The 22,124-nt window shown below is 60.8% G+C and carries 16 protein-coding genes, 2 rRNA genes, 1 pseudogene and 1 riboswitch (1 of these 20 running past the window's edge); of the genes and pseudogenes, 10 read left to right on the forward strand and 9 right to left on the reverse strand.

Annotated features, from left to right (window positions below):
- Window positions 1–71: 71 nt before the first annotated feature.
- The 5 genes from leuA (at window position 72) to C3F36_RS06145 (ending at window position 5,915) form a co-directional block, all read left to right on the forward strand.
- Complete coding sequence (gene leuA, locus C3F36_RS06125; RefSeq protein ID WP_010673154.1) at window positions 72–1,634, forward strand: 2-isopropylmalate synthase; 1,563 nt, start codon at window positions 72–74, stop codon at window positions 1,632–1,634.
- A 111-nt stretch (window positions 1,635–1,745) separates the two neighbouring features.
- A complete protein-coding gene (leuB, locus tag C3F36_RS06130; RefSeq protein WP_041211114.1) occupies window positions 1,746–2,831 on the forward strand; it encodes a 3-isopropylmalate dehydrogenase in 1,086 nt (361 codons plus the stop codon).
- Between the two features lie 32 nt (window positions 2,832–2,863).
- The gene (gene leuC / locus C3F36_RS06135) at window positions 2,864–4,261 is read left to right on the forward strand and encodes a 3-isopropylmalate dehydratase large subunit (RefSeq protein WP_104454709.1); all 1,398 of its coding nucleotides are present in this window, start codon (window positions 2,864–2,866) and stop codon (window positions 4,259–4,261) included.
- Between the two features lie 12 nt (window positions 4,262–4,273).
- A complete protein-coding gene (gene leuD / locus C3F36_RS06140) occupies window positions 4,274–4,873 on the forward strand; it encodes a 3-isopropylmalate dehydratase small subunit (protein WP_039041180.1) in 600 nt (199 codons plus the stop codon).
- A 112-nt stretch (window positions 4,874–4,985) separates the two neighbouring features.
- Complete coding sequence (locus C3F36_RS06145) at window positions 4,986–5,915, forward strand: hypothetical protein (protein WP_104454710.1); 930 nt, start codon at window positions 4,986–4,988, stop codon at window positions 5,913–5,915.
- 51 nt (window positions 5,916–5,966) lie between these two features.
- Here C3F36_RS06145 and C3F36_RS06150 read toward each other — a convergent pair whose 3' ends face one another.
- A complete protein-coding gene (locus tag C3F36_RS06150; protein ID WP_039041182.1) occupies window positions 5,967–6,257 on the reverse strand; it encodes a PilZ domain-containing protein in 291 nt (96 codons plus the stop codon).
- Window positions 6,258–6,348: 91 nt separating this feature from the next.
- A riboswitch (TPP riboswitch) is annotated at window positions 6,349–6,439 on the forward strand.
- An 83-nt stretch (window positions 6,440–6,522) separates the two neighbouring features.
- Between C3F36_RS06150 and thiB the strand changes: the two genes are divergently transcribed.
- From thiB to thiQ, 3 genes are all read left to right on the forward strand, one after another.
- Window positions 6,523–7,503 (forward strand): thiamine ABC transporter substrate binding subunit, encoded by a 981-nt coding sequence (thiB, locus tag C3F36_RS06155; protein WP_104454711.1) that lies wholly within the window; start codon window positions 6,523–6,525, stop codon window positions 7,501–7,503.
- Window positions 7,479–9,107 carry a thiamine/thiamine pyrophosphate ABC transporter permease gene (gene thiP, locus C3F36_RS06160; RefSeq protein ID WP_010673147.1) on the forward strand — a complete coding sequence of 543 codons (1,629 nt, stop codon included), beginning with the start codon at window positions 7,479–7,481 and terminating at the stop codon, window positions 9,105–9,107. The genes thiB and thiP overlap by 25 nt, the downstream gene beginning before the upstream one ends.
- Before the next feature lie 141 nt (window positions 9,108–9,248).
- On the forward strand, window positions 9,249–9,956 hold the full coding sequence (thiQ, locus tag C3F36_RS06165) for a thiamine ABC transporter ATP-binding protein (RefSeq protein WP_104454712.1): 708 nt from the start codon (window positions 9,249–9,251) through the stop codon (window positions 9,954–9,956).
- Window positions 9,957–10,022: 66 nt separating this feature from the next.
- Here thiQ and C3F36_RS06170 read toward each other — a convergent pair whose 3' ends face one another.
- From C3F36_RS06170 to C3F36_RS06180, 3 genes are all read right to left on the reverse strand, one after another.
- The gene (locus C3F36_RS06170) at window positions 10,023–11,393 is read right to left on the reverse strand and encodes a PhoH family protein (protein WP_041214576.1); all 1,371 of its coding nucleotides are present in this window, start codon (window positions 11,391–11,393) and stop codon (window positions 10,023–10,025) included.
- Between the two features lie 206 nt (window positions 11,394–11,599).
- A complete protein-coding gene (locus C3F36_RS06175; RefSeq protein WP_010673144.1) occupies window positions 11,600–12,283 on the reverse strand; it encodes a TSCPD domain-containing protein in 684 nt (227 codons plus the stop codon).
- 9 nt (window positions 12,284–12,292) lie between these two features.
- On the reverse strand, window positions 12,293–14,440 hold the full coding sequence (locus C3F36_RS06180; RefSeq protein WP_104456005.1) for an adenosylcobalamin-dependent ribonucleoside-diphosphate reductase: 2,148 nt from the start codon (window positions 14,438–14,440) through the stop codon (window positions 12,293–12,295).
- Between the two features lie 431 nt (window positions 14,441–14,871).
- On the opposite strand from C3F36_RS06180, the gene istA (C3F36_RS06185) reads away from it, so the two are divergent.
- Window positions 14,872–16,437 carry an IS21-like element ISAs27 family transposase gene (gene istA / locus C3F36_RS06185; RefSeq protein WP_043851823.1) on the forward strand — a complete coding sequence of 522 codons (1,566 nt, stop codon included), beginning with the start codon at window positions 14,872–14,874 and terminating at the stop codon, window positions 16,435–16,437.
- Window positions 16,438–16,459: 22 nt separating this feature from the next.
- Entirely contained in the window at window positions 16,460–17,215 is a 756-nt protein-coding gene (gene istB / locus C3F36_RS06190) for an IS21-like element ISAs27 family helper ATPase IstB (protein ID WP_043851824.1), read from the forward strand.
- 74 nt (window positions 17,216–17,289) lie between these two features.
- On the opposite strand, the pseudogene C3F36_RS06195 reads toward istB (C3F36_RS06190), so the two are convergent.
- The 5 genes and pseudogenes from C3F36_RS06195 to C3F36_RS06215 all read right to left on the reverse strand — a co-directional run.
- Window positions 17,290–17,730 (reverse strand): annotated as a pseudogene (locus tag C3F36_RS06195) (pullulanase); the annotation flags it as partial.
- Between the two features lie 82 nt (window positions 17,731–17,812).
- The gene (istB, locus tag C3F36_RS06200; RefSeq protein WP_043851824.1) at window positions 17,813–18,568 is read right to left on the reverse strand and encodes an IS21-like element ISAs27 family helper ATPase IstB; all 756 of its coding nucleotides are present in this window, start codon (window positions 18,566–18,568) and stop codon (window positions 17,813–17,815) included.
- A 22-nt stretch (window positions 18,569–18,590) separates the two neighbouring features.
- Complete coding sequence (gene istA, locus C3F36_RS06205; RefSeq protein WP_043851823.1) at window positions 18,591–20,156, reverse strand: IS21-like element ISAs27 family transposase; 1,566 nt, start codon at window positions 20,154–20,156, stop codon at window positions 18,591–18,593.
- 515 nt (window positions 20,157–20,671) lie between these two features.
- Window positions 20,672–20,786: ribosomal RNA gene (rrf, locus tag C3F36_RS06210) — 5S ribosomal RNA — on the reverse strand.
- Window positions 20,787–20,870: 84 nt separating this feature from the next.
- Window positions 20,871–22,124, reverse strand: a 23S ribosomal RNA gene (locus tag C3F36_RS06215) (it continues 1,635 nt past the right edge of the window).

The raw sequence follows: 22,124 nt of genomic DNA on the forward strand, positions 1-22,124 counted from the left end.
CCGTGCACCCCGCACGGGTTTTTTTATGCCATGCAGGATGCACGCAGCGAACTTAGGAAGAGGGAAGTCACATGTCAGATCGGGTCATCATATTCGACACCACCTTGCGTGATGGTGAGCAGGCGCTGTCGGCCAGCTTGACGGTCAAGGAGAAGCTGCAGATCGCCCAGGCGCTGGAGCGGCTCGGTGTCGATATCATGGAAGTGGGTTTCCCCGTCTCCTCCCCCGGCGATTTTCAATCGGTTCAGACCATCGCCCGTCACATCAAGAACAGCCGGGTCTGCGCCCTGGCTCGCGCCCTGCAAAAAGACATCGATGCCGCCGGCGAAGCCTTGAAAGTGGCAGAGGCATTTCGCATCCATACCTTCATCTCCACCTCCTCCATCCACGTGGAGAGCAAGCTGAAAAAGAGCTTCGAAGACGTGCTGGAGATGGGGGTCGGCGCCATCAAGCACGCCTTGCGCTACACCGATGACGTGGAGTTCTCCTGCGAAGATGCGGGCCGCACCCCGATAGACAACCTGTGCCGCATGGTGGAAGCCGCCATCAAGGCCGGCGCCCGCACCATCAATATCCCGGATACCGTGGGCTACACGGTGCCGACCGAATTCTCCGGCATCATCCACACCCTGTTCAACCGGGTACCCAACATCGACAAGGCCATCATCTCGGTGCACTGCCACGACGATCTGGGCCTCTCGGTGGCCAACTCCATCAGTGCCGTGCAGATGGGGGCCCGCCAGATCGAGTGCACCATCAACGGCATCGGCGAGCGTGCTGGCAACTGCTCACTCGAAGAGGTGGCGATGATCCTGAAGACCCGCGCCGACCTGCTCGGGGTACACACCAACATTCGCCACAGCGAGATCCATCGCACCAGCACCCTCGTCAGTCAAATCTGCAACATGCCGGTGCAGCCCAACAAGGCCATCGTCGGCGCCAACGCCTTCTCCCACAGCTCAGGCATCCACCAGGACGGGGTGCTCAAGGCGAAGAACACCTATGAAATCATCACCCCCGAGAGCATCGGTCTCACCCAGAACAACCTCAACATGACCTCCCGCTCCGGCCGCCACGTCATCAAGCACCGGATGGAGTCCATGGGCTACGCCGAGAGCAGCTACGACCTCGACGATCTCTACGCCAAGTTCCTCACCCTGGCAGACAAGAAGGGCCAGGTGTTCGACTACGATCTGGAGGCCCTCGCCTTCTTCAGCCAGATCCACGAGGAGCCCGAGCACTTCAAGCTGGAGTACCTCGGCGTGCAGAGCGGCAGCTCGGTGCTCGCCACCGCCTCGGTCAAGCTCAAGGTAGGCCAGGATCTGGTGTGCGAGGCCGCCACCGGCAACGGCCCGGTGGATGCGGTCTACCAGTGCATCAACCGCATCACCGGCTACGAGATCCGCATCGACAAATACGAACTCAAGGGCAAGGGCGAGGGCAAGAACGCCCTCGGCCAGGTGGACATCGTCGCCGAGTACAAGGGGCGCAAGTTCCACGGCATGGGGCTGGCCACCGACATCATCGAATCCTCGGCCCAGGCCCTGGTCCACGTGATCAACAGCATCTGGCGCGCGGATCAGGTGGCCGAGCAGATGGAGCGCAACCACACCATCAAATCGGAAACCGTCTGAGCCCGCCGCCGGACAAGATGACAACATGACATGGGGAGGACCGGGGCCAGGGCAGTGGCCCGGACCGGCCTCCCGGATGAAACGGAATCACACTATCAAGACGGAGAGAGTATGAGCAGTTATCGGATCGCAGTATTGCCGGGTGACGGCATTGGCCCGGAAGTGATGGCAGAGGCCATCAAGGTACTGGAAAAGGTGCAGACCAAATTCGGCTTCTCCCTCGACTATGACCGTCACGACGTCGGCGGCATCGCCATCGACAACCACGGCACACCGCTGCCCCAGAGCACGATCAAAGGCTGCGAAGCGGCCGATGCGGTGCTGTTCGGATCGGTCGGTGGCCCCAAGTGGGAACACCTGCCGCCCAACGATCAGCCGGAACGCGGTGCCCTGCTGCCCCTGCGTGCCCACTTCAAACTGTTCTGCAACCTGCGCCCGGCTCGCATCTACACCGGTCTGGAGCAGTTCTCCCCGCTGCGTGCCGACATCTCCGATCGCGGTTTTGACATTGCCTGCGTGCGCGAGCTGACCGGCGGCATCTATTTCGGCCAGCCCAAGGGGCGTGAAGGGGAAGGCGCCACCGAGAAGGCCTTCGACACCGAGGTGTACCACCGCTTCGAGATCGAGCGCATCGCCAAGATAGCGTTTGAATCGGCCCGAGTGCGCAAGGCCAGGGTCACCTCCATCGACAAGGCCAACGTGCTCGCCTCCTCCATCCTGTGGCGCGAGGTGGTGACCGAGGTCGCCAAGTCCTACCCGGACGTGGCCCTGAACCACATGTACATCGACAACGCCACCATGCAGCTCATCAAGGATCCGTCCCAGTTCGACGTGCTGCTCTGCTCCAACCTGTTCGGTGACATCCTCTCCGACGAGTGCGCCATGATCACCGGCTCCATGGGCCTGCTCCCCTCAGCCAGCCTCAACGAATCCGGCTTCGGCCTGTTCGAGCCGGCCGGTGGCTCGGCCCCGGATATCGCCGGCAAGGGGATTGCGAATCCCATCGCCCAGATCCTCTCCGCCGCCCTGATGCTGCGTTACAGTCTCGGCCAGGAAGCCGCCGCCCAGGCCATCGAGCAGGCCGTGGCCCAGACCCTGGCAGAAGGCTATTTCACCGCCGACCTGCATCAGGCCAGCGCCACGCACCCGGTGCAGAGCACGGCCGACATGGGCAGCCAGATCGCCGCGCGCATCTGATCCCACGGCATCGATAACAAGGAAACCGAGCAATGTCCAAGACCCTCTATCAGAAAGTGTTCGACGCCCACGTGGTGCGGGAAGTGGAAGGGGAAACCCCTCTCATCTACATCGACCGTCATCTGGTGCATGAAGTGACCAGCCCCCAGGCATTCGACGGCCTGCGCGCCATGAACCGCCAGCTGCGTCGCCCGGATCTGACCTGGGCCACCATGGATCACAACGTCTCCACCACCACCAAGGACATCGCCGCCTCCGGCGAGATGGCCCGCATCCAGATGGAGACACTCGCCGCCAACTGCAAGGCGTTCGGGGTTCGTCTCTATGACTTGAACCACAAGTACCAGGGCATCGTCCACGTGATGGGCCCGGAGCTCGGTATCACATTGCCCGGCACTACCATCGTCTGCGGTGACTCCCACACCGCCACCCACGGCGCCTTCGGGTCGCTCGCATTCGGTATCGGCACCTCCGAAGTGGAACACGTGATGGCCACCCAGACCCTGAAACAGGGCCGCGCCAAGACCATGCGTATCTCTGTCAACGGCAAACTGGCCGCAGGCATCAGCGCCAAAGACGTGGTGCTCGCCATCATCGGCAAGGTGGGTCACGCAGGCGGGACCGGCTACGTGGTGGAGTTCGCCGGTGAAGCCATCGAGGGGCTCACCATGGAAGGGCGCATGACGGTGTGCAACATGGCCATCGAGCTCGGCGCCAAAGCGGGTATGATTGCCCCCGACCAGACCACCATCGACTACATCCGTGGCAAGGAGTTCGCTCCCAAGGGGGAAGCGCTGGAACAGGCCATCGCCTACTGGCTGACCCTCAAAAGCGACGAAGGTGCCCACTTCGACGCCGAAGTGGTGCTCGACGCAGCCGACATCGCCCCGCAAGTGACCTGGGGAACCAACCCGGGCCAGGTGATTGCCGTCAATGAGCCCATCCCTGCACCGGAATCCTTCGCCGATCCGGTGGAGCAGCAGTCCGCCCGCAAGGCCCTCGCCTACATGGACCTGCAACCGGGCCAGAAGCTCTCCGACGTGGCCATCGACAAGGTGTTCATCGGTTCGTGCACCAACAGCCGCATCGAGGATCTGCGCGCGGCCGCCGCCATCGCCCGTGGCCGCAAGGTCGCCGCCGGGGTACAGGCCCTGGTGGTGCCGGGCTCCGAGCAGGTGAAGGCCCAGGCCGAGGCCGAGGGGCTGGACAAGATCTTCATCGAGGCAGGCTTTGAGTGGCGTTTGCCCGGCTGCTCCATGTGTCTGGCCATGAACAACGACCGGCTGCAACCGGGGGAGCGCTGCGCCTCCACCAGCAACCGCAACTTCGAGGGGCGTCAGGGTCGTGCCGGTCGCACCCACCTGGTGAGCCCGGCCATGGCCGCCGCCGCCGCCGTCACCGGCCGCTTCGCCGACATTCGCGCACTGTAAGAGGAAACAGCGATGACAGGATTCAAACAGCATAAAGGGATCGTCGTTCCCCTCGACAGCGCCAACGTCGACACCGACGCCATCATTCCCAAGCAGTTCCTGCAGAAGGTGAACCGCATCGGCTTTGGCAAGCACCTGTTCCACGACTGGCGCTTCCTGGACGATGCAGGGGAGCAGCCCAACCCGGAGTTCGTGCTGAACAAACCGCAATTCGCCGGTGCCAGCATCCTGCTGGCCCGCGAGAACTTCGGCTGCGGCTCGAGTCGCGAGCACGCCCCCTGGGCGCTGGCGGACTACGGCTTCAAGACCATGATCGCCCCGAGCTTTGCCGACATCTTCTACGGCAACGCCATCAACAACGGCATGGTGCCGGTTCGTCTGAAGGAGGAGGAGGTCGACGCCCTGTTCCAGCTGGTCGCCGCCCAGCCGGGCATCGAGATCGAAGTGGATCTGGAGGCGAACCAGGTGCGTGCAGGCAGCCTCACGTTTGGCTTCGAAATCGACGAGTTCCGTCGCTACTGTCTGCTCAACGGGCTGGATGCCATCGGTCTGACCCTGCAGCATGAGGCCGCCATCAGCGCCTTCGAGGCGAAGCAGCCAAGCTGGATTTGACGAGCCTGCGACAAGAAAGCGAGTAGAATCAACAGGGAGCCGAGGCTCCCTGTTTTATTGTCGGGTCGCTGTACAAAGCCCGCCACCTCTGCATGTCCGACAGGAGACACCTATGTCCGCAAGGGGCGCCCTTTCATTGCTCTGCCTGCTGCTCAGCCTCCCGGCCCTGGGCGGGCAGACCTCTTTCACCAACAGTGGCGGTCAGCTCAACGTCGGCTGGCAGGACAGAGAGGGCAAGGCGCAGCAGCTCAGCTACCGGCTGGAGGCGGGCAAGTTGCCCCCTCTCATCGCTTACCGTCCGGCCAGGATGCAGGAAGACGTACTGCAGAGCCTGCTGCAACAGGCCCCCCTGGCGTTCCCCGAGGTGCAGTTCTCCCTCGTGCGCCCCGCCATGAGCCTCAGCATCAAGAGCCGCAACGCCGACAAGGCGCGGGAAGCCTCCCAATGGGTCAAGCCCGAGCAGGCCAAACTGGAGGCTGCCTGGCTCACGCAACACTACTTCCAGCCCTTCACTGCCCCCGACGGCGCTCCCGCCATCAAGCAGGATCATGTGCGCATCGCCCTGGAGAGCCGGGACGAACTGGCCCCGTTGATGGAGCAGCTCAAGCAGGAAGGGGCCACCGAGACCGAGGCGCGCCAGAAGACGGTGGCCCACATGCTCGACTTCATCCAGGCCATCCCCTATCAACTGCTCGACAGCCAGTCGGGCCGCTCTGGCAAGGGGTTTCTGAGCCCGCGCCAGGTGCTGGAGCAGAACCGGGGGGATTGCGACAGCAAGGTGACCCTGATGGCCGCCCTGCTGGCCCAGGGGTATCCCGATCTCAAGCAGGCCATGGTGTTCGTGCCGGGACACGCCCTGCTGGGGGTGGCCCTGCCAGCCAAACCGGGGGAGGCCACCTTGAGCCGGGCGGGGGAGACCTACCTCCTGATGGAGCCGACCGGCCCGGCCCAGCTGCCCATGGGCCAGCTCGCGCCCACCAGCAAGACGCTGGTCGACAGCGGCCAGTTGAGCGTGCAGCCGTTGCAGGATGAGGGGAAATGAGACAGGCCAGCCCATGGCTGGCCTGTCTCGAGGAGGACGGGCGCCCGGGTCTCAGGTGAGGGAGAGAAACTCCAGTGCCAGCAGGAGACCGTCTTCTTCCTCCAGCACCCGCACGATGCGGGCCTGGGCCTCGAAGGGAGGCAGAAGATTGCTGCTGGTCGCCAGGCTCACCCGGATGGGCTGGGCCAGATCGAACGCGTGCTTGTTCACCTCAACGCCCATGCCGTTGGCGCTGAGATCCCGGCAGACCCCCTCCAGCACCTGCTGATGCTGGAACAGGGTGACGGGGGCATTGATGACCATGCGCTGGAAGGCACGTCTTTCCTTGGTGCTGGTGATCACTGGGGACTTCCTCCTTGGTGGTGGCTCGCACGATGCGGCCCGTGAAACATAGTGCTGGCCTCCCCCCAAGAACGCCAATACAATGCGATGCGTTGCTCAAACGGGGTGCGGTTTACCGCTGAGATTATACCCGTGAACCTGATCCAGATAATGCTGGCGGAGGAATTTGAGGCATGGCGCGCGTTTTTTGTGCCCTCATCCGCCGGCGCTCACCACACGCGAGGTGCCATTGATGAGCACCCCGACATCCACAGGAGTGCCATTGATGAAGACCCTGCTGCTGATCGCCACCAGCCTGCTCTCTGCCCAGGCGTTTGCCGCCGACACCCTCACCGTCTACACCTACGGCTCCTTCGCCGCCGAATGGGGGCCGGGCCCCAAGATCAAGCAAGCCTTCGAGAAGGAGTGCGGCTGCACCCTCAATCTGGTGCCCCTCGAGGATGGCGTCGCCATCCTCAACCGGCTGCGGCTGGAAGGCCAGCACAGCAAGGCCGACATGGTGCTGGGGCTGGACGATGCCCTCATCAGCGAGGCCAAACAGAGCGGCCTGTTCGCCCCCCATTCCACCAGGCTCGATGACCTCAAGGTGCCGGGTGGCTGGCAGGATGACACCTTTGTCCCCTATGACTACGGCTACTTCGCCTTCGTCTATGACAGCAACAAGCTCAAGCAGCCCCCCAAGAGCCTGAAGGAGCTGGTGGCGCGCCCCGATATCAAGGTGATCTATCAGGATCCCCGCACCTCCACCCCGGGTCAGGGGCTGATGCTCTGGATGAAGTCGGTCTACGGTGATGAGGCCCCTGCCGCCTGGGCCACGCTTGCCAAAAAGACGGTCACCGTCACCAAGGGGTGGTCAGAGGCCTACGGCATGTTCCTCGACGGCGAGGCGGACATGGTGCTCTCCTACACCACCTCCCCCGCCTATCACCTGATCGCCGAAAACAAGCCCCAGTACCGGGCGGCCGCGTTCGAGGAGGGTCACTACCGCCAGGTGGAAGTGGCGGCCAAGCTCAAGGGCGCCACACAGGGCAAACTGGCTGACCAGTTCCTGCAATTCATGGTGAGCCCCGCCTTCCAGAACGAGATCCCCGGCGGCAACTGGATGTATCCGGTGACAGACGTGGCGCTGCCCAAGGGGTTCGAACAGATGATCACTGTAGCTAAGCCCCTCACCTTCAGCTCTGACGAGGTGGCCGCCAACCGCAAGGGGTGGATCCGCGAATGGCTGCAAGCCGTTACCCAGTGAGTTCAGGTCGTCGTTCCCTCTGGTGGCTGCCCGGCAGTGCAGCCACCCTGGTCATCCTGCTGCTCTCCATTGGGCCGCTGGTCGCCCTGTTGTGGCAGGCGGGGGCCCTCTCCCCCCGCGCCCTGCTAGGCGATCCCTACCTGCGCCACGTGCTGGGTTTCAGCCTCTGGCAGGCACTGCTCTCCACCCTGCTGAGCCTGGGGCTTGCCATCCCGGTGGCCAGGGCCCTGGCGCGACGCCGTTTCACCGGACGCCGCCTGCTGCTCAAGCTGTTCGGCCTCTCCCTGGTACTGCCGGTCATCATCGCCATCTTCGGCATGGTGGCGGTGCACGGTCGTCAGGGCTGGCTGCCGCAACTGCTGCACGGCCTGGGCCTGGACCCCGGCAACTACCTCTATGGCCTGTTCGGCATCCTGCTGGCCCATGTCTTCTTCAACATGCCGCTGGCCGCCCGCCTCATCCTGCAGAGCATAGAGAGCATCCCCGAGTCCTCCTGGCGCCTCGCCAGCCAGCTCGGCATGCGCTCCTCCCACATCTTCCGGCTGCTGGAATGGCCGCTCATCCGCAGCATCTTGCCGGGGCTCGCCAGCCTCATCTTCATGCTCTGCTTCACCAGCTTCACCACAGTGCTGGCGCTCGGGGGCGGCCCCAAGTCCACCACACTGGAGGTGGCTGTCTACCAGGCGCTGCGCTTTGACTTCGATCTCGCCACCGCTGGCGGGCTCGCCCTGGTGCAACTGCTGCTGACCCTGGCCCTGCTCCTGCTGCAACACAAGCTGCAGACCACCCCGGCCAGTCGCCTCACCAGCCGTCGCCCCTGCCTGCGTCCCGACAGGCACCAGAAGGGCAGCGCGCTGGTGGATGGCCTGGCCCTGACCATGGGGCTCGCCATCTTCCTGCCGCCCCTGCTGGCCATCGTGGTCGCCGGGTTCAACCCCGGTCTGCTGGCGGCGCTCGGCTCACCCCGACTGTGGCAGGCAGGGGGGCAGTCCCTGGGCATAGCCCTGGCGGCGGGCTCCCTGGCCACTTTGCTGGGCGCCGGGCTGCTGCTCACCAGCCGGCACCTGAGGGTACGGGATCGCAAACGGCGGGCCGCCGCCCTGTGGGAGGCCAGCGGCTCCATGATCCTGATGATCCCGGCGGTGGTGCTCTCCACCGGCCTCTTCATCCTGTTCATGCCCTTCACCGACGTCTTTGCCCTGGGCCCCTGGCTGGTGGTGTTGGTCAACGCCCTGATGGCGCTGCCCTATGTGCTGCGCACCCTCTCGGCCCCCATGCAACTGGTGGTGCGCCAGTACGATCGGCTGGCGGACAGCCTGGGAGTGCGCGGCCTGCATCGCCTGCGCCTGGTGGAGTGGCCCCTGCTGCGCCGCCCGCTGGCCCTGGCCATGGCTCTCTCGATGATATTGTCCCTCGGGGATCTCGGGGCCATCGCCATGTTCGGCAGCCAGACCCTCACCACCCTGCCCTGGCTGCTCTATCAGCAGCTCGGTAGCTACCGGCTGACCGAGGCGGCCGCCACCGCCCTGCTGCTGCTCACCCTCTGCTTCTCCCTGTTCTGGCTGGTGGAGCGGGGACTGGGAGGCAGACATGTGGATCACTGATCCCCGGCGGCATTGCCGCCCCCCAGCCCCTAGGATCCGGCCGGGCACGCCCCTGGGGCGCCCCTTGGGGCAGTCACTCACGCTGCCTTTCATCAATTTTTCTTACTTGTTGTTCTATAAAACGACATTCAGGAGCCAAACATGCTGGTAATTGAGGAACTGGTCACCAGTTATCCCGACTGGCAGGTGACCTTCAGTGCGACCTTGCCCAAGGGGGAGATCACCGCCCTCATCGGTCCGAGCGGCGCCGGCAAGTCCACCCTGCTAGGCATGATCGCGGGCTTCGTGCCGGTGGAGTCGGGCACCCTCACCTTCGACGGCCAGGATCTGCTGTCACTGGGCCCCGCCGAGCGCCCGGTCACCACCCTGTTCCAGGATCACAACCTCTTCCTGCACCTGTCGGTGTTCGACAACATCGCCATCGGCCTGCATCCCGGCCTGCGCTTGAATCCGGCCCAGAAAAGGCAGGTGCAGGAGGCCGCTGACAAGGTGGGCCTGGGGGAGATGCTGACGCGCCTGCCGGAGCAGCTCTCCGGCGGCCAGCAGCAGCGAGTGGGGCTGGCCCGCGCCCTGGTGCGGGGCAGGCCGCTGCTGCTGCTGGACGAGCCCTTCTCGGCCCTCGATCCGGCCCTGCGGCGGGAGATGCTGGCGGAGGTCGCCCGCCTCGCCTGCGAGCAGGGCATCACCGTGCTGATGGTCTCTCACAACCCCGACGATGCCCAGCTCATCGCCGATCAGGTGCTCTTCATCGACGCGGGACGCATCGCCTTGCAGGGCAAGCCGGATATCCTGCACAGCAGCGATCACCCCGGGCTGCTGCGCTACCTGGGCCGACCGAGAGAGGCATGAGATAGGCGGGATCAAAAAAGGGGAAGCCGTCCGGCTTCCCCCTTCTCATGCAGAGGTCACGTCAAATCAGAGATTTTCCTCGGCGAACGAAGCCAGCCGGCTGCGCACCACCCCGTTCAGGAAGATGTTGGCACTGCCGTCGAAATCCTTGAACCGCTCGACGATGTAGGTCAGACCCGAGGTCACCGGGCTCAGGTAGTTGGAGTCGATCTGAGCCAGGTTGCCGGAGCAGACGATCTTGGTCCCCTCCCCGCAGCGGGTGATGATGGTCTTGATCTGGGACGCGGTCAGGTTCTGGCACTCGTCCAGCAGCACGAAGGTGTTCTGGATGCTGCGCCCGCGCATGAAGTTGACCGATTTGAACTGGATGTTGGCCTTCTCCATGATGTAGCTGAGGGACCCGCTCATGTTCTCGTCCTGCTTGTGCAGCACCTCCAGGGTGTCGGTCACCGCCGCCAGCCAGGGCATCATCTTCTCTTCTTCGGTCCCGGGCAGGAAGCCGATGCTCTCGGCAATTTCCGGGGTATTGCGGGTGACGATCACCTTCTCGTAGATCCCCTTCTCGATCACCAGCTCCAGCGCCGCCGCCATGGCGAGCAGGGTCTTGCCGCAGCCCGCCGGGCCGGTCAGGATCACCAGGTCGATGTGCGGATCCAGCAGGGCATCCAGCGCCATGCCCTGATAGACGTTCTTGGGATGCACTCCCCAGGCCTTGCGGGACATCAGCCGCTCGCGGCCGAGATCTTTCAGGCGGATCTTGTTGCCGTCGTGGCTCAGCACCCGCGCGGCAAAGAAGTTCTCCTCGTCCAGGAGGTACTGGTTGACGTGGACTCCCTCCAGCAGGTTGGCATCGATAACGTGGACCGTATCGCGGCCATGGGTTTCGCTGTCGCACTCGCCGACCCGCTCCCAGAAGCTGCCAGGCACCACCTGGAAGCCCTTGGCGAGCAGGCGGATGTCGTCGATGAGCTGGTCGCTGCGGTAATCCTCCACATGGGCAAGGCCAGCCCCCTTGGCCTTGAGGCGCATGTTGATGTCTTTGGTGACCAGCACCACCTGACGCTTCATCTCGTGCTTTTGCAGGTAGAGGGCGGCGTTGATGATGCGGTTGTCCGCCTCCTTGTCGGTGAACACCTCGGCATCCTGGGGCAGATGGTGGTCGCTGAAGATGGAGATATGGCCGCTCGCCTCGCCGGCCAGCGCCACTCCTTGCACTATCTGCTCCGGAGTCGCATCGCGGAAGACATCTTCCAGGGCACGGATGGCGATACGGGCATCACGGCTGACGTCCTTCTGGCGATCCTTGATGTTGTCGAGCTCTTCGAGCACCGTCATGGGGATGAGCACGTCGTGCTCTTTGAAGGAGTAGATGGCGAGGGGTTCGTGAAGCAGAACGTTGGTATCCAGGATAAACAGCTTTCGGTCCGTGTTGTCCATAAGCATCCTCCTTGGCACTGAAGGTGCCACGTGTGTGAATCTCAGATGTCATTGAAACCACACGGCCGTGACAGTTTTATTACCCCCAACGCTACGCCCGAATTTACCGGTGCGCAACAAATCGCTGCCATCATGGGCGTCGTTCGAACATAAAATCAGCAACGAAAAGGCCGGCATGTCGCCGGCCTTTGGTGGCAATCAGCCCCTCAACCGCACTTGGAATCCCCGCAATTGAGACAGGTCATGCAGCCATCCTTTTGCACCAGCGCCTTGGTGTGGCACTTGTAGCAGAGCGCGGCACTGGGTGGGAAACCGCTGCCCGCCGGCTGCTCTTCTGCCTGCTGCTGTGCCTGCAATTGCGCCTGCTTCTCGGCCAGGAACGCCTGCTGGTGCTCGTCCAGCCCGGGCACCTTGAGCATGCCGATCTCGGTGAGATGGGTTTCGATCACGTTGCCAATTTCGGCGATGAGCGAAGGCACGTACTTGCCCTTGTTCCAGTAGCCCCCCTTGGGATCGAACACGGAGCGCAACTCCTCCACCAGAAAGGTGACGTCCCCTCCCTTGCGAAACACCGCCGAGATGATGCGGGTCAGCGCCACTATCCACTGATAGTGCTCCAGGCTCTTGGAGTTGATGAAGATCTCGAACGGGCGCCGGGTCTCGTGCACCGTGCCCTCGTTGAGAATGATGTCGTTGATGGTGATGAACAGCGAGTGCTCGGAGACGTGCTCCGGCGTCTTCAGCTTGTAGGTGGTGCCCATCAACCGTTCCGGGCGCAGCACGGTTTCATGCATGTGCACCACGTCATCCTGGGGCGTCGGCGCATCTTGCGGCTCATCCCGGGTTTTTACCTTGTAGGCGACGATTTTTCTGTCGATCTTCTTGACCATGTCTCGTCCTCAGAACTTGCCGTAATAGCCTTCTTTCAAGGCGTCATAGAGGTTGGCGGCGGTGTGCAGCTCGCCATCGTATTCGATCTCCTCGTTCCCCTTCGCCGTGATGACGGTGCCATCTTCCAGGGTAAACTCGTAACTGGTGTTCTCCAGATCCTTCTCCTTCACCAGCACGCCCTGGAAGGCGGCCGGGTTGAAGCGGAAGGTGGTACAGCCCTTGAGGCCGGAGTCCGAGGCATAGAGGTAGATATCCTTGAACTGCTCGAACGGAAAATCGGTCGGCACGTTGGCGGTCTTGGAGATGGAGGAGTCAATCCAGCGCTGGGCCGCCGCCTGGATATACACGTGCCCGGTCGGCGTGATGTCGTCCGCGGTGATGAAGTAATCCGGCAGGCGGCTACCTTCCTCCTCGGCATAGGGCATGGCGGCCGGGTTCACCAGCTCGCGATAGGCCAGCAGCTCGAAGGAGTAGACATCCACGCTCTCCTTGCTCTTCTTGCCCGGTTTGATGACATTGCGGCTGTAGTGGTGGGCAAAGCTCGGCTCGATACCGTTGCTGGCGTTGTTGGCGAGCGACAGGGAGATGGTACCGGTCGGCGCTATGCTGCTGTGATGGGTGAAGCGTCCGCCCACCTCGGCCAGCTCGGCTACCAGAGCGGGATCCACCTCGGCCACCTGCTGCATATAGCGGCTGTAGCGGGCATGCAACACCTTGCCCTTCACCTTGTCGCCGAGCTTGATGCCATCTGCCGCCATTTCCGGGCGCAGACGCAGCATCTTGCCGGTGACTTCGAACTCCTGCTCCATGATGGGGGCCGGCCCCTTCTCCTTCGCCAGACGCAGAGACTCCTGCCAGCCGGTCATCGCCAGCTCCTGGGAGACCTGTTCGGTGAAGGCGACGGAGGCCGCAGAGCCGTACTTGATGCGCAGCATGGTGAGGGTCGAGCCCAGCCCCAGGAAGCCCATGCCGTGGCGACGCTTGGCGGTGATCTCCTCGCGCTGCTTGGCCAGCGGCAGCTGGTTTATCTCCACCACGTTGTCGAGCATGCGGGTGAAGATGGCCACCACCTTGCGAAACGCGGGCCAGTCGAAGGCGGCCTGCTCGGTGAAGGGATCGCGCACGAAGGTGGTCAGGTTGACCGAGCCCAGCAGGCAGGCCCCATAGGGCGGCAGAGGCTGTTCACCGCAGGGGTTGGTGGCACGGATCTCTTCGCAGAACCAGTTGTTGTTCATCTGGTTCACCTTGTCGATCAGGATGAAACCGGGCTCCGCATAGTCGTAGGTAGAGGTCATGATGACGTTCCACAGCTTGCGCGCGGGCAGGGTCTTGTAGACCTTGCAGGCCACCTGACCCAGCTCGTTGATCACCACACCCTCCTTGTTGGGCCAGTCCGCCCAGACCACCCTCGCAGGGTCATCCAGCGTGATGCCATCCTGCTCCACCTCCTTGGCGGTGTAGGGGAAGATCAGTTGCCAGGGAGCATCCTCCTTCACCGCACTGACGAACTCTTCCGTGATGAGCAGGGAGAGGTTGAATTGACGCAGGCGACCATCCTCCCGCTTGGCCTGGATGAACTCGACGACATCGGGGTGACGGATATCCATGGTGCCCATCTGGGCGCCACGACGGCCACCGGCAGAGGAGACGGTAAAGCACATCTTGTCGTAGATATCCATGAAGGAGAGCGGCCCGGAGGTATAGGCTCCCGCTCCCGAAACGAAAGCTCCGCGCGGTCGCAGGGTCGAGAAGTCGTAACCGATGCCGCAGCCCGCCTTCAGGGTCAGCCCCGCCTCGTGCACCTTGCCGAGGATATCGTCCATCGAATCCTCAATGGTGCCGGAGACGGTGCAGTTGATGGTGGAGGTCGCCGGCTTGTGCTCAAACGCCCCGGCGTTGGAGGTGATACGGCCCGCCGGAATGGCACCATTGCGCAGGGCCCACAGGAAGGGTTCATACCAGGTGTCGGGTTCGCGCTCCTGCGCAGCCAGCGCGCGAGCGACACGCTGGTAGGTCTCGTCGATGGTTCCGTCGATGGGGGCGCCATCCTTGCTCTTGAGACGATACTTGCTGTCCCAGATCTCGAGAGACGTCTCCTGCAGAGGGATCTGGCGGCTGGCGGTGACGCCCTCCAGTACCGGAATGGATTTAGCCATGGTCAATCAACCTCCTGTGAATGGGGCAATATCGTGACAAAAATACTACCAGTAGTGAATTTAAGAACTCAAAGCACAATATATTGTGATTCATCCGTCATAAGGGCGCCGATTCTATCGTAAAAAAATGCCCCGGCCAGCAGATTTCTGGGCCAGGGCATTTAACCAGTTCAATTTCCGAGAGATTTAAAGCGAGAGACTATCTCAGGGTTTCTTGACGTATACGCTGCATATTCCCACGCATGGCGATCGCTCAATAACATTCATGCCGATCACGTAATAACATCCATGCCGATCACTCAATAACATCCCACGCCGATCACTTTTTACCCTCGATGGGAAACCATGATCGGCATCCATGTTATTGGTGACTTTTTCTCCCCGCTTCGTTAAACCCGCACTTTCCCATCTGCTCCAACAGAGGAACGTGCATGTCTGCGAGGCCTATCACTGTGAGAAAACTCAAAGAAATTCTTCGCCTTAAATATCAGGCTCAACTGGCTCATCGGCAGATCGCCCTCAGCCTGCATATCTCTCCTAGCACCGTATCCTATTACCTCAACCGGGCGGCTCAACTGGGTATCATGACCTGGCCCCTGTCTGAGTCCTGGGATGATGTCTCCCTGGAGCGCGCATTTCTCAAGACCTGCTCTGTCCATAAAACTCAGCACAAACCCACTCCCAACTGGGCCTTGTTGCATCAGGAACTCAAAAAACCAGGTCAAAAAGGCGTGACCCTCGAGCTGCTATGGCAGGAGTACGCCGAGCGCCATCCAGGCTCCCACTACAGCTACAACCACTTCTGTCGGCTCTATAAAGAGTGGGCGGCGCTGCTGCAACCCTCGATGCGGCAGACCCATATTGCGGGCGAAAAACTCTTTGTCGACTACTGCGGCCAGACCATGCCCATTGTCGATCCGCATACCGGCGAGATCCTTTACCGGGCCCAGATCTTTGTCGCCGTGCTGGGGGCCTCCAACTACACCTTTGCCGAGGCCACCCGCTCCCAGCAGCTCGATGACTGGGTGATGAGCCACAAGCGCGCTTTCGAGTTCTTTGGCGGTGTGCCGCAATTGGTGGTACCTGATTGCCTCAAGAGTGCCGTCAGCGTGGCGCGCAATACCGATCCGGATCTCAACCCTACCTACCAGATGCTGGCGGCCCATTTCGGTACGGCGATCATGCCCGCGCGGCCCCGCAAGCCGAAGGATAAGTCCAAGGCGGAGGTGGGCGTGCAGATCGTCACCCGCTGGATCCTGGCGGTGCTGCGTCATGAAACCTTCCATAGCCTGGCCCAGCTCAATCAGCGAATGGGTGAACTGCTGACCCGGCTCAACCAGAAATCCTTCCAGAAGCTGCCTGGCTGCCGTGCCTCACTGTTTGCCGAGCTCGATGCACCGGCGCTCAAGCCGTTGCCGGATTATCCCTATCACTACACCAAAGTAGTGCCGGTGCTGGTTGGTAAGGACTACCACGTCGATCTGGAAAAGCACTATTACTCAGTGCCCTATGCCTTGCAGGGCAAGCGGCTGGAGGCGCATCTGGCCGAGCATACCGTCACGCTGTACCACGCGGGCAAGATCGTGGCCGAACACCAGCGGAGTCATCACAAAGGCCAGCACAGCAGCCTGCGTGAACACATGCCCGCGCATCATCAGGCACTGCTGGAGTGGTCGCCAGAGCGACTGCTTGGCTGGGCGGCGTCCATCGGCCCCTACACCACGCATTGGGTGGATGGCTTTATCCGGCAGGCAGAGCATTCGACGCAAGCGGTGCGCCCTTGCCTGGCCTTGCTGGGGCAGAGCAAAACCTATGGCAAGGAGCGGCTGGAAGCGGCCTGCCTCCGGGGGCACCTGACCGGCGCCAACCGGCTGCACAACATCCGCAGCATGCTCAAGCATGGCCTGGAGGAGCAACAACTCATTGCCAACGAGCGACAGGATCCGCTGCAAGACATCCGTCATGACAATGTCCATGGCGAGCACTACTTCCACTAACCCCACGGATCAGGAGAAGCCGATGCAATTACACCTCGATGAACAACTAAGCCGCCTGCACTTGAGCGGCATGAAACAGGCTCTGAACCAGCAGCAGGCCCAGAGCATGCTGTACCTGGATATGGGTTTTGAAGAGCGGCTGCAACTATTACTGAGCCATGAGCTGGTGCAGCGGGAGCAGAGGAAAACCAACCGCCTGGAGAAGCAAGCCCGGTTCCGGCTAGCCGGACAGGTGGAGCAGCTCGACTATCGGGCGGGTCGAGGCGTGAGCAAAGCGCAGATCCGCCAACTGCTGGAAGGACACTGGCTGAGTCATCAACAAAACCTGCTGCTAACGGGCGCGGCAGGCTGTGGCAAGAGTTACCTGGCGTGTGCCCTGGGCCGTTACTTTATCCGGCAAGGAGTGGGCGTGCGGTATTACCGGCTGAAAACCCTACTTGAAGAGATGCGACTGGCCCAAGCGGATGGCAGCTATCCGAAACTGCTGGAGCGGGTAAGCAACATAGGGGTACTGATCCTGGATGACTGGGGCATGGAGATGCTGGACGCGAGCGAACGCAGCAACCTGCTGGAGATCATCGATACCCGCTACGGCAACGTCTCAACGATAGTGGCGAGCCAATTGCCGGTGGAGAAGTGGTACGGGATGATCGGAGAGGCAACCTTCGCCGAGGCGATCTTGGACCGACTGATCCACAGAGCGGTGCGCGTGACCTTAACGGGAGAATCGATGAGAAAACAGGGCGCCAACTTGACCGATGCCGATCAGGCGGAGTAAAAGGAAGACGCTATAAACGCGGGCAGAAAAAAAGTGATCGGCATGATGTTATTGGCTGATCGACATGATGTTATTAGCCATACGCTCGGTGTCTCACCCGCCATATTCAGATAGAACTCATAGACGCCATCCGCCTCGGGCGAGAACTTCATGTCCTCATACTTGGAGCACGGATTGACCGGTACAGGTTCCCCGCCGAGCACGGCAACGCCATCGCTCGGGCTCTTGTAACCGAAGTTGGTGCCACAACTCCAGCCGGAGTCGGCAAACTTGAACTTGTAAGGAGCCCACTCTTTCTTGAGCGTCCCCTTGGCCATGTAGAGCTTGTCGGCAACCTTGACGACCTTGCTTTCGTCGGTGGCCATCCAGTCGTTCATCTCACCACGCAGGTAGATGGACTTGCCGCCGAAGTCGCTGTTGTCCGCCGCTGCCTGCTCTGCACCACCATTGGATGCGCAACCGCCTAATACCAGGGTTCCCGCCGCCAGCATCATCGTTACTGTTCTTTTGAACATGTTGGCTAATAACATCATGTCGATCAGCCAATAACATCATGCCGATCACTTTTTTTCTGCCCGCGTTTATAGCGTCTTCCTTTTACTCCGCCTGATCGGCATCGGTCAAGTTGGCGCCCTGTTTTCTCATCGATTCTCCCGTTAAGGTCACGCGCACCGCTCTGTGGATCAGTCGGTCCAAGATCGCCTCGGCGAAGGTTGCCTCTCCGATCATCCCGTACCACTTCTCCACCGGCAATTGGCTCGCCACTATCGTTGAGACGTTGCCGTAGCGGGTATCGATGATCTCCAGCAGGTTGCTGCGTTCGCTCGCGTCCAGCATCTCCATGCCCCAGTCATCCAGGATCAGTACCCCTATGTTGCTTACCCGCTCCAGCAGTTTCGGATAGCTGCCATCCGCTTGGGCCAGTCGCATCTCTTCAAGTAGGGTTTTCAGCCGGTAATACCGCACGCCCACTCCTTGCCGGATAAAGTAACGGCCCAGGGCACACGCCAGGTAACTCTTGCCACAGCCTGCCGCGCCCGTTAGCAGCAGGTTTTGTTGATGACTCAGCCAGTGTCCTTCCAGCAGTTGGCGGATCTGCGCTTTGCTCACGCCTCGACCCGCCCGATAGTCGAGCTGCTCCACCTGTCCGGCTAGCCGGAACCGGGCTTGCTTCTCCAGGCGGTTGGTTTTCCTCTGCTCCCGCTGCACCAGCTCATGGCTCAGTAATAGTTGCAGCCGCTCTTCAAAACCCATATCCAGGTACAGCATGCTCTGGGCCTGCTGCTGGTTCAGAGCCTGTTTCATGCCGCTCAAGTGCAGGCGGCTTAGTTGTTCATCGAGGTGTAATTGCATCGGCTTCTCCTGATCCGTGGGGTTAGTGGAAGTAGTGCTCGCCATGGACATTGTCATGACGGATGTCTTGCAGCGGATCCTGTCGCTCGTTGGCAATGAGTTGTTGCTCCTCCAGGCCATGCTTGAGCATGCTGCGGATGTTGTGCAGCCGGTTGGCGCCGGTCAGGTGCCCCCGGAGGCAGGCCGCTTCCAGCCGCTCCTTGCCATAGGTTTTGCTCTGCCCCAGCAAGGCCAGGCAAGGGCGCACCGCTTGCGTCGAATGCTCTGCCTGCCGGATAAAGCCATCCACCCAATGCGTGGTGTAGGGGCCGATGGACGCCGCCCAGCCAAGCAGTCGCTCTGGCGACCACTCCAGCAGTGCCTGATGATGCGCGGGCATGTGTTCACGCAGGCTGCTGTGCTGGCCTTTGTGATGACTCCGCTGGTGTTCGGCCACGATCTTGCCCGCGTGGTACAGCGTGACGGTATGCTCGGCCAGATGCGCCTCCAGCCGCTTGCCCTGCAAGGCATAGGGCACTGAGTAATAGTGCTTTTCCAGATCGACGTGGTAGTCCTTACCAACCAGCACCGGCACTACTTTGGTGTAGTGATAGGGATAATCCGGCAACGGCTTGAGCGCCGGTGCATCGAGCTCGGCAAACAGTGAGGCACGGCAGCCAGGCAGCTTCTGGAAGGATTTCTGGTTGAGCCGGGTCAGCAGTTCACCCATTCGCTGATTGAGCTGGGCCAGGCTATGGAAGGTTTCATGACGCAGCACCGCCAGGATCCAGCGGGTGACGATCTGCACGCCCACCTCCGCCTTGGACTTATCCTTCGGCTTGCGGGGCCGCGCGGGCATGATCGCCGTACCGAAATGGGCCGCCAGCATCTGGTAGGTAGGGTTGAGATCCGGATCGGTATTGCGCGCCACGCTGACGGCACTCTTGAGGCAATCAGGTACCACCAATTGCGGCACACCGCCAAAGAACTCGAAAGCGCGCTTGTGGCTCATCACCCAGTCATCGAGCTGCTGGGAGCGGGTGGCCTCGGCAAAGGTGTAGTTGGAGGCCCCCAGCACGGCGACAAAGATCTGGGCCCGGTAAAGGATCTCGCCGGTATGCGGATCGACAATGGGCATGGTCTGGCCGCAGTAGTCGACAAAGAGTTTTTCGCCCGCAATATGGGTCTGCCGCATCGAGGGTTGCAGCAGCGCCGCCCACTCTTTATAGAGCCGACAGAAGTGGTTGTAGCTGTAGTGGGAGCCTGGATGGCGCTCGGCGTACTCCTGCCATAGCAGCTCGAGGGTCACGCCTTTTTGACCTGGTTTTTTGAGTTCCTGATGCAACAAGGCCCAGTTGGGAGTGGGTTTGTGCTGAGTTTTATGGACAGAGCAGGTCTTGAGAAATGCGCGCTCCAGGGAGACATCATCCCAGGACTCAGACAGGGGCCAGGTCATGATACCCAGTTGAGCCGCCCGGTTGAGGTAATAGGATACGGTGCTAGGAGAGATATGCAGGCTGAGGGCGATCTGCCGATGAGCCAGTTGAGCCTGATATTTAAGGCGAAGAATTTCTTTGAGTTTTCTCACAGTGATAGGCCTCGCAGACATGCACGTTCCTCTGTTGGAGCAGATGGGAAAGTGCGGGTTTAACGAAGCGGGGAGAAAAAGTCACCAATAACATGGATGCCGATCATGGTTTCCCATCGAGGGTAAAAAGTGATCGGCGTGGGATGTTATTGAGTGATCGGCATGGATGTTATTACGTGATCGGCATGAATGTTATTGAGCGATCGCCATGCGTGGGAATATGCACATGTGTCCATTCCTCAAATTATTGTGATTCCTTGGTCCATCGATGTGGACCCGGGAATTAAACCAGAGCAGGCATGACAAGAAAGGTAGAAGCATCACATTCTGTGCTTTTTATATCCAGAATGCAGGCTTTCGAATAGATATTGAGCAGAGACGGGCCACAAACACGTCGATATTGGCTGGGATGATGAATGCGAGTATCAGAAAACACGGCGGGAAACAGCACCATAGTGCCCGTTTGCCCTCCAGTGAGGGCTGAATTTCAGGCAATAAAAAACCCGCTCGAGTGAGCGGGGTTCTTCGTGTTGGGTGCCTGGCAGTGTCCTACTCTCGCATGGCGAATGCCACACTACCATCGGCGCTACAGCGTTTCACTTCTGAGTTCGGCATGGGGTCAGGTGGTTCCACTGCGCTATTGCCGCCAGGCAAAAATCTTCAATCTGAAAAAGCTGATTTAGTTATTCGTTCTCGGTATCTGCTACAAGTCTCTGAACACTTCTTGGGTGTTGTATGGTTAAGCCTCACGGGTAATTAGTATGGGTTAGCTCAACGTATCGCTACGCTTACACACCCCACCTATCAACGTTGTGGTCTCCAACGGCCCTTTAGGACCCTCAAGGGGTCAGGGATGACTCATCTCAGGGCTCGCTTCCCGCTTAGATGCTTTCAGCGGTTATCGATTCCGAACTTAGCTACCGGGCAGTGCCACTGGCGTGACAACCCGAACACCAGAGGTTCGTTCACTCCGGTCCTCTCGTACTAGGAGCAACTCCCTTCAATCATCCAACGCCCACGGCAGATAGGGACCGAACTGTCTCACGACGTTCTGAACCCAGCTCGCGTACCACTTTAAATGGCGAACAGCCATACCCTTGGGACCGACTTCAGCCCCAGGATGTGATGAGCCGACATCGAGGTGCCAAACACCGCCGTCGATATGAACTCTTGGGCGGTATCAGCCTGTTATCCCCGGAGTACCTTTTATCCGTTGAGCGATGGCCCTTCCATTCAGAACCACCGGATCACTATGACCTACTTTCGTACCTGCTCGACCTGTCCGTCTCGCAGTTAAGCTGGCTTATGCCATTGCACTAACCTCCTGATGTCCGACCAGTATTAGCCAACCTTCGTGCTCCTCCGTTACTCTTTGGGAGGAGACCGCCCCAGTCAAACTACCCACCAGGCACTGTCCGCGAGCCCGATTCAGGGCCCTGCGTTAGAACATCAAACATACAAGGGTGGTATTTCAAGGACGGCTCCAGCGCAACTGGCGTCACGCCTTCAAAGCCTCCCACCTATCCTACACATGTAGGTTCAATGTTCAGTGCCAAGCTGTAGTAAAGGTTCACGGGGTCTTTCCGTCTAGCCGCGGGTACACCGCATCTTCACGGCGAATTCGATTTCACTGAGTCTCGGGTGGAGACAGCATGGCCATGGTTACACCATTCGTGCAGGTCGGAACTTACCCGACAAGGAATTTCGCTACCTTAGGACCGTTATAGTTACGGCCGCCGTTTACCGGGGCTTCGATCAAGAGCTTCGCTTGCGCTAACCCCATCAATTAACCTTCCGGCACCGGGCAGGTGTCACACCCTATACGTCCACTTTCGTGTTTGCAGAGTGCTGTGTTTTTGATAAACAGTCCCAGCCATCTGGTCACTGCGACTCCCGACAGCTCCATCCGCAAGGGACTTCACCATCAAGAGCGAACCTTCTCCCGAAGTTACGGTTCTATTTTGCCTAGTTCCTTCACCCGAGTTCTCT

Origin of the sequence: Aeromonas sp. ASNIH2, assembly GCF_002934795.1 — a bacterium.
In the GTDB taxonomy this organism is placed as follows: domain Bacteria; phylum Pseudomonadota; class Gammaproteobacteria; order Enterobacterales; family Aeromonadaceae; genus Aeromonas; species Aeromonas caviae.

Bases quoted from the DNA above. Each gene is read 5' to 3' on its own strand.
- leuA (WP_010673154.1), top strand. From the start codon at position 72: ATGTCAGATCGGGTCATCATATTCGACACCACCTTGCGTGATGGTGAG.
- leuB (WP_041211114.1), top strand. From the start codon at position 1,746: ATGAGCAGTTATCGGATCGCAGTATTGCCGGGTGACGGCATTGGCCCG.
- leuC (WP_104454709.1), top strand. From the start codon at position 2,864: ATGTCCAAGACCCTCTATCAGAAAGTGTTCGACGCCCACGTGGTGCGG.
- leuD (WP_039041180.1), top strand. From the start codon at position 4,274: ATGACAGGATTCAAACAGCATAAAGGGATCGTCGTTCCCCTCGACAGC.
- C3F36_RS06145 (WP_104454710.1), top strand. From the start codon at position 4,986: ATGTCCGCAAGGGGCGCCCTTTCATTGCTCTGCCTGCTGCTCAGCCTC.
- thiB (WP_104454711.1), top strand. From the start codon at position 6,523: ATGAAGACCCTGCTGCTGATCGCCACCAGCCTGCTCTCTGCCCAGGCG.
- thiP (WP_010673147.1), top strand. From the start codon at position 7,479: ATGGCTGCAAGCCGTTACCCAGTGAGTTCAGGTCGTCGTTCCCTCTGG.
- thiQ (WP_104454712.1), top strand. From the start codon at position 9,249: ATGCTGGTAATTGAGGAACTGGTCACCAGTTATCCCGACTGGCAGGTG.
- C3F36_RS06170 (WP_041214576.1), bottom strand. From the start codon at position 11,393: ATGGACAACACGGACCGAAAGCTGTTTATCCTGGATACCAACGTTCTG.
- C3F36_RS06175 (WP_010673144.1), bottom strand. From the start codon at position 12,283: ATGGTCAAGAAGATCGACAGAAAAATCGTCGCCTACAAGGTAAAAACC.
- C3F36_RS06180 (WP_104456005.1), bottom strand. From the start codon at position 14,440: ATGGCTAAATCCATTCCGGTACTGGAGGGCGTCACCGCCAGCCGCCAG.
- istA (WP_043851823.1), top strand. From the start codon at position 14,872: ATGTCTGCGAGGCCTATCACTGTGAGAAAACTCAAAGAAATTCTTCGC.
- istB (WP_043851824.1), top strand. From the start codon at position 16,460: ATGCAATTACACCTCGATGAACAACTAAGCCGCCTGCACTTGAGCGGC.
- istB (WP_043851824.1), bottom strand. From the start codon at position 18,568: ATGCAATTACACCTCGATGAACAACTAAGCCGCCTGCACTTGAGCGGC.
- istA (WP_043851823.1), bottom strand. From the start codon at position 20,156: ATGTCTGCGAGGCCTATCACTGTGAGAAAACTCAAAGAAATTCTTCGC.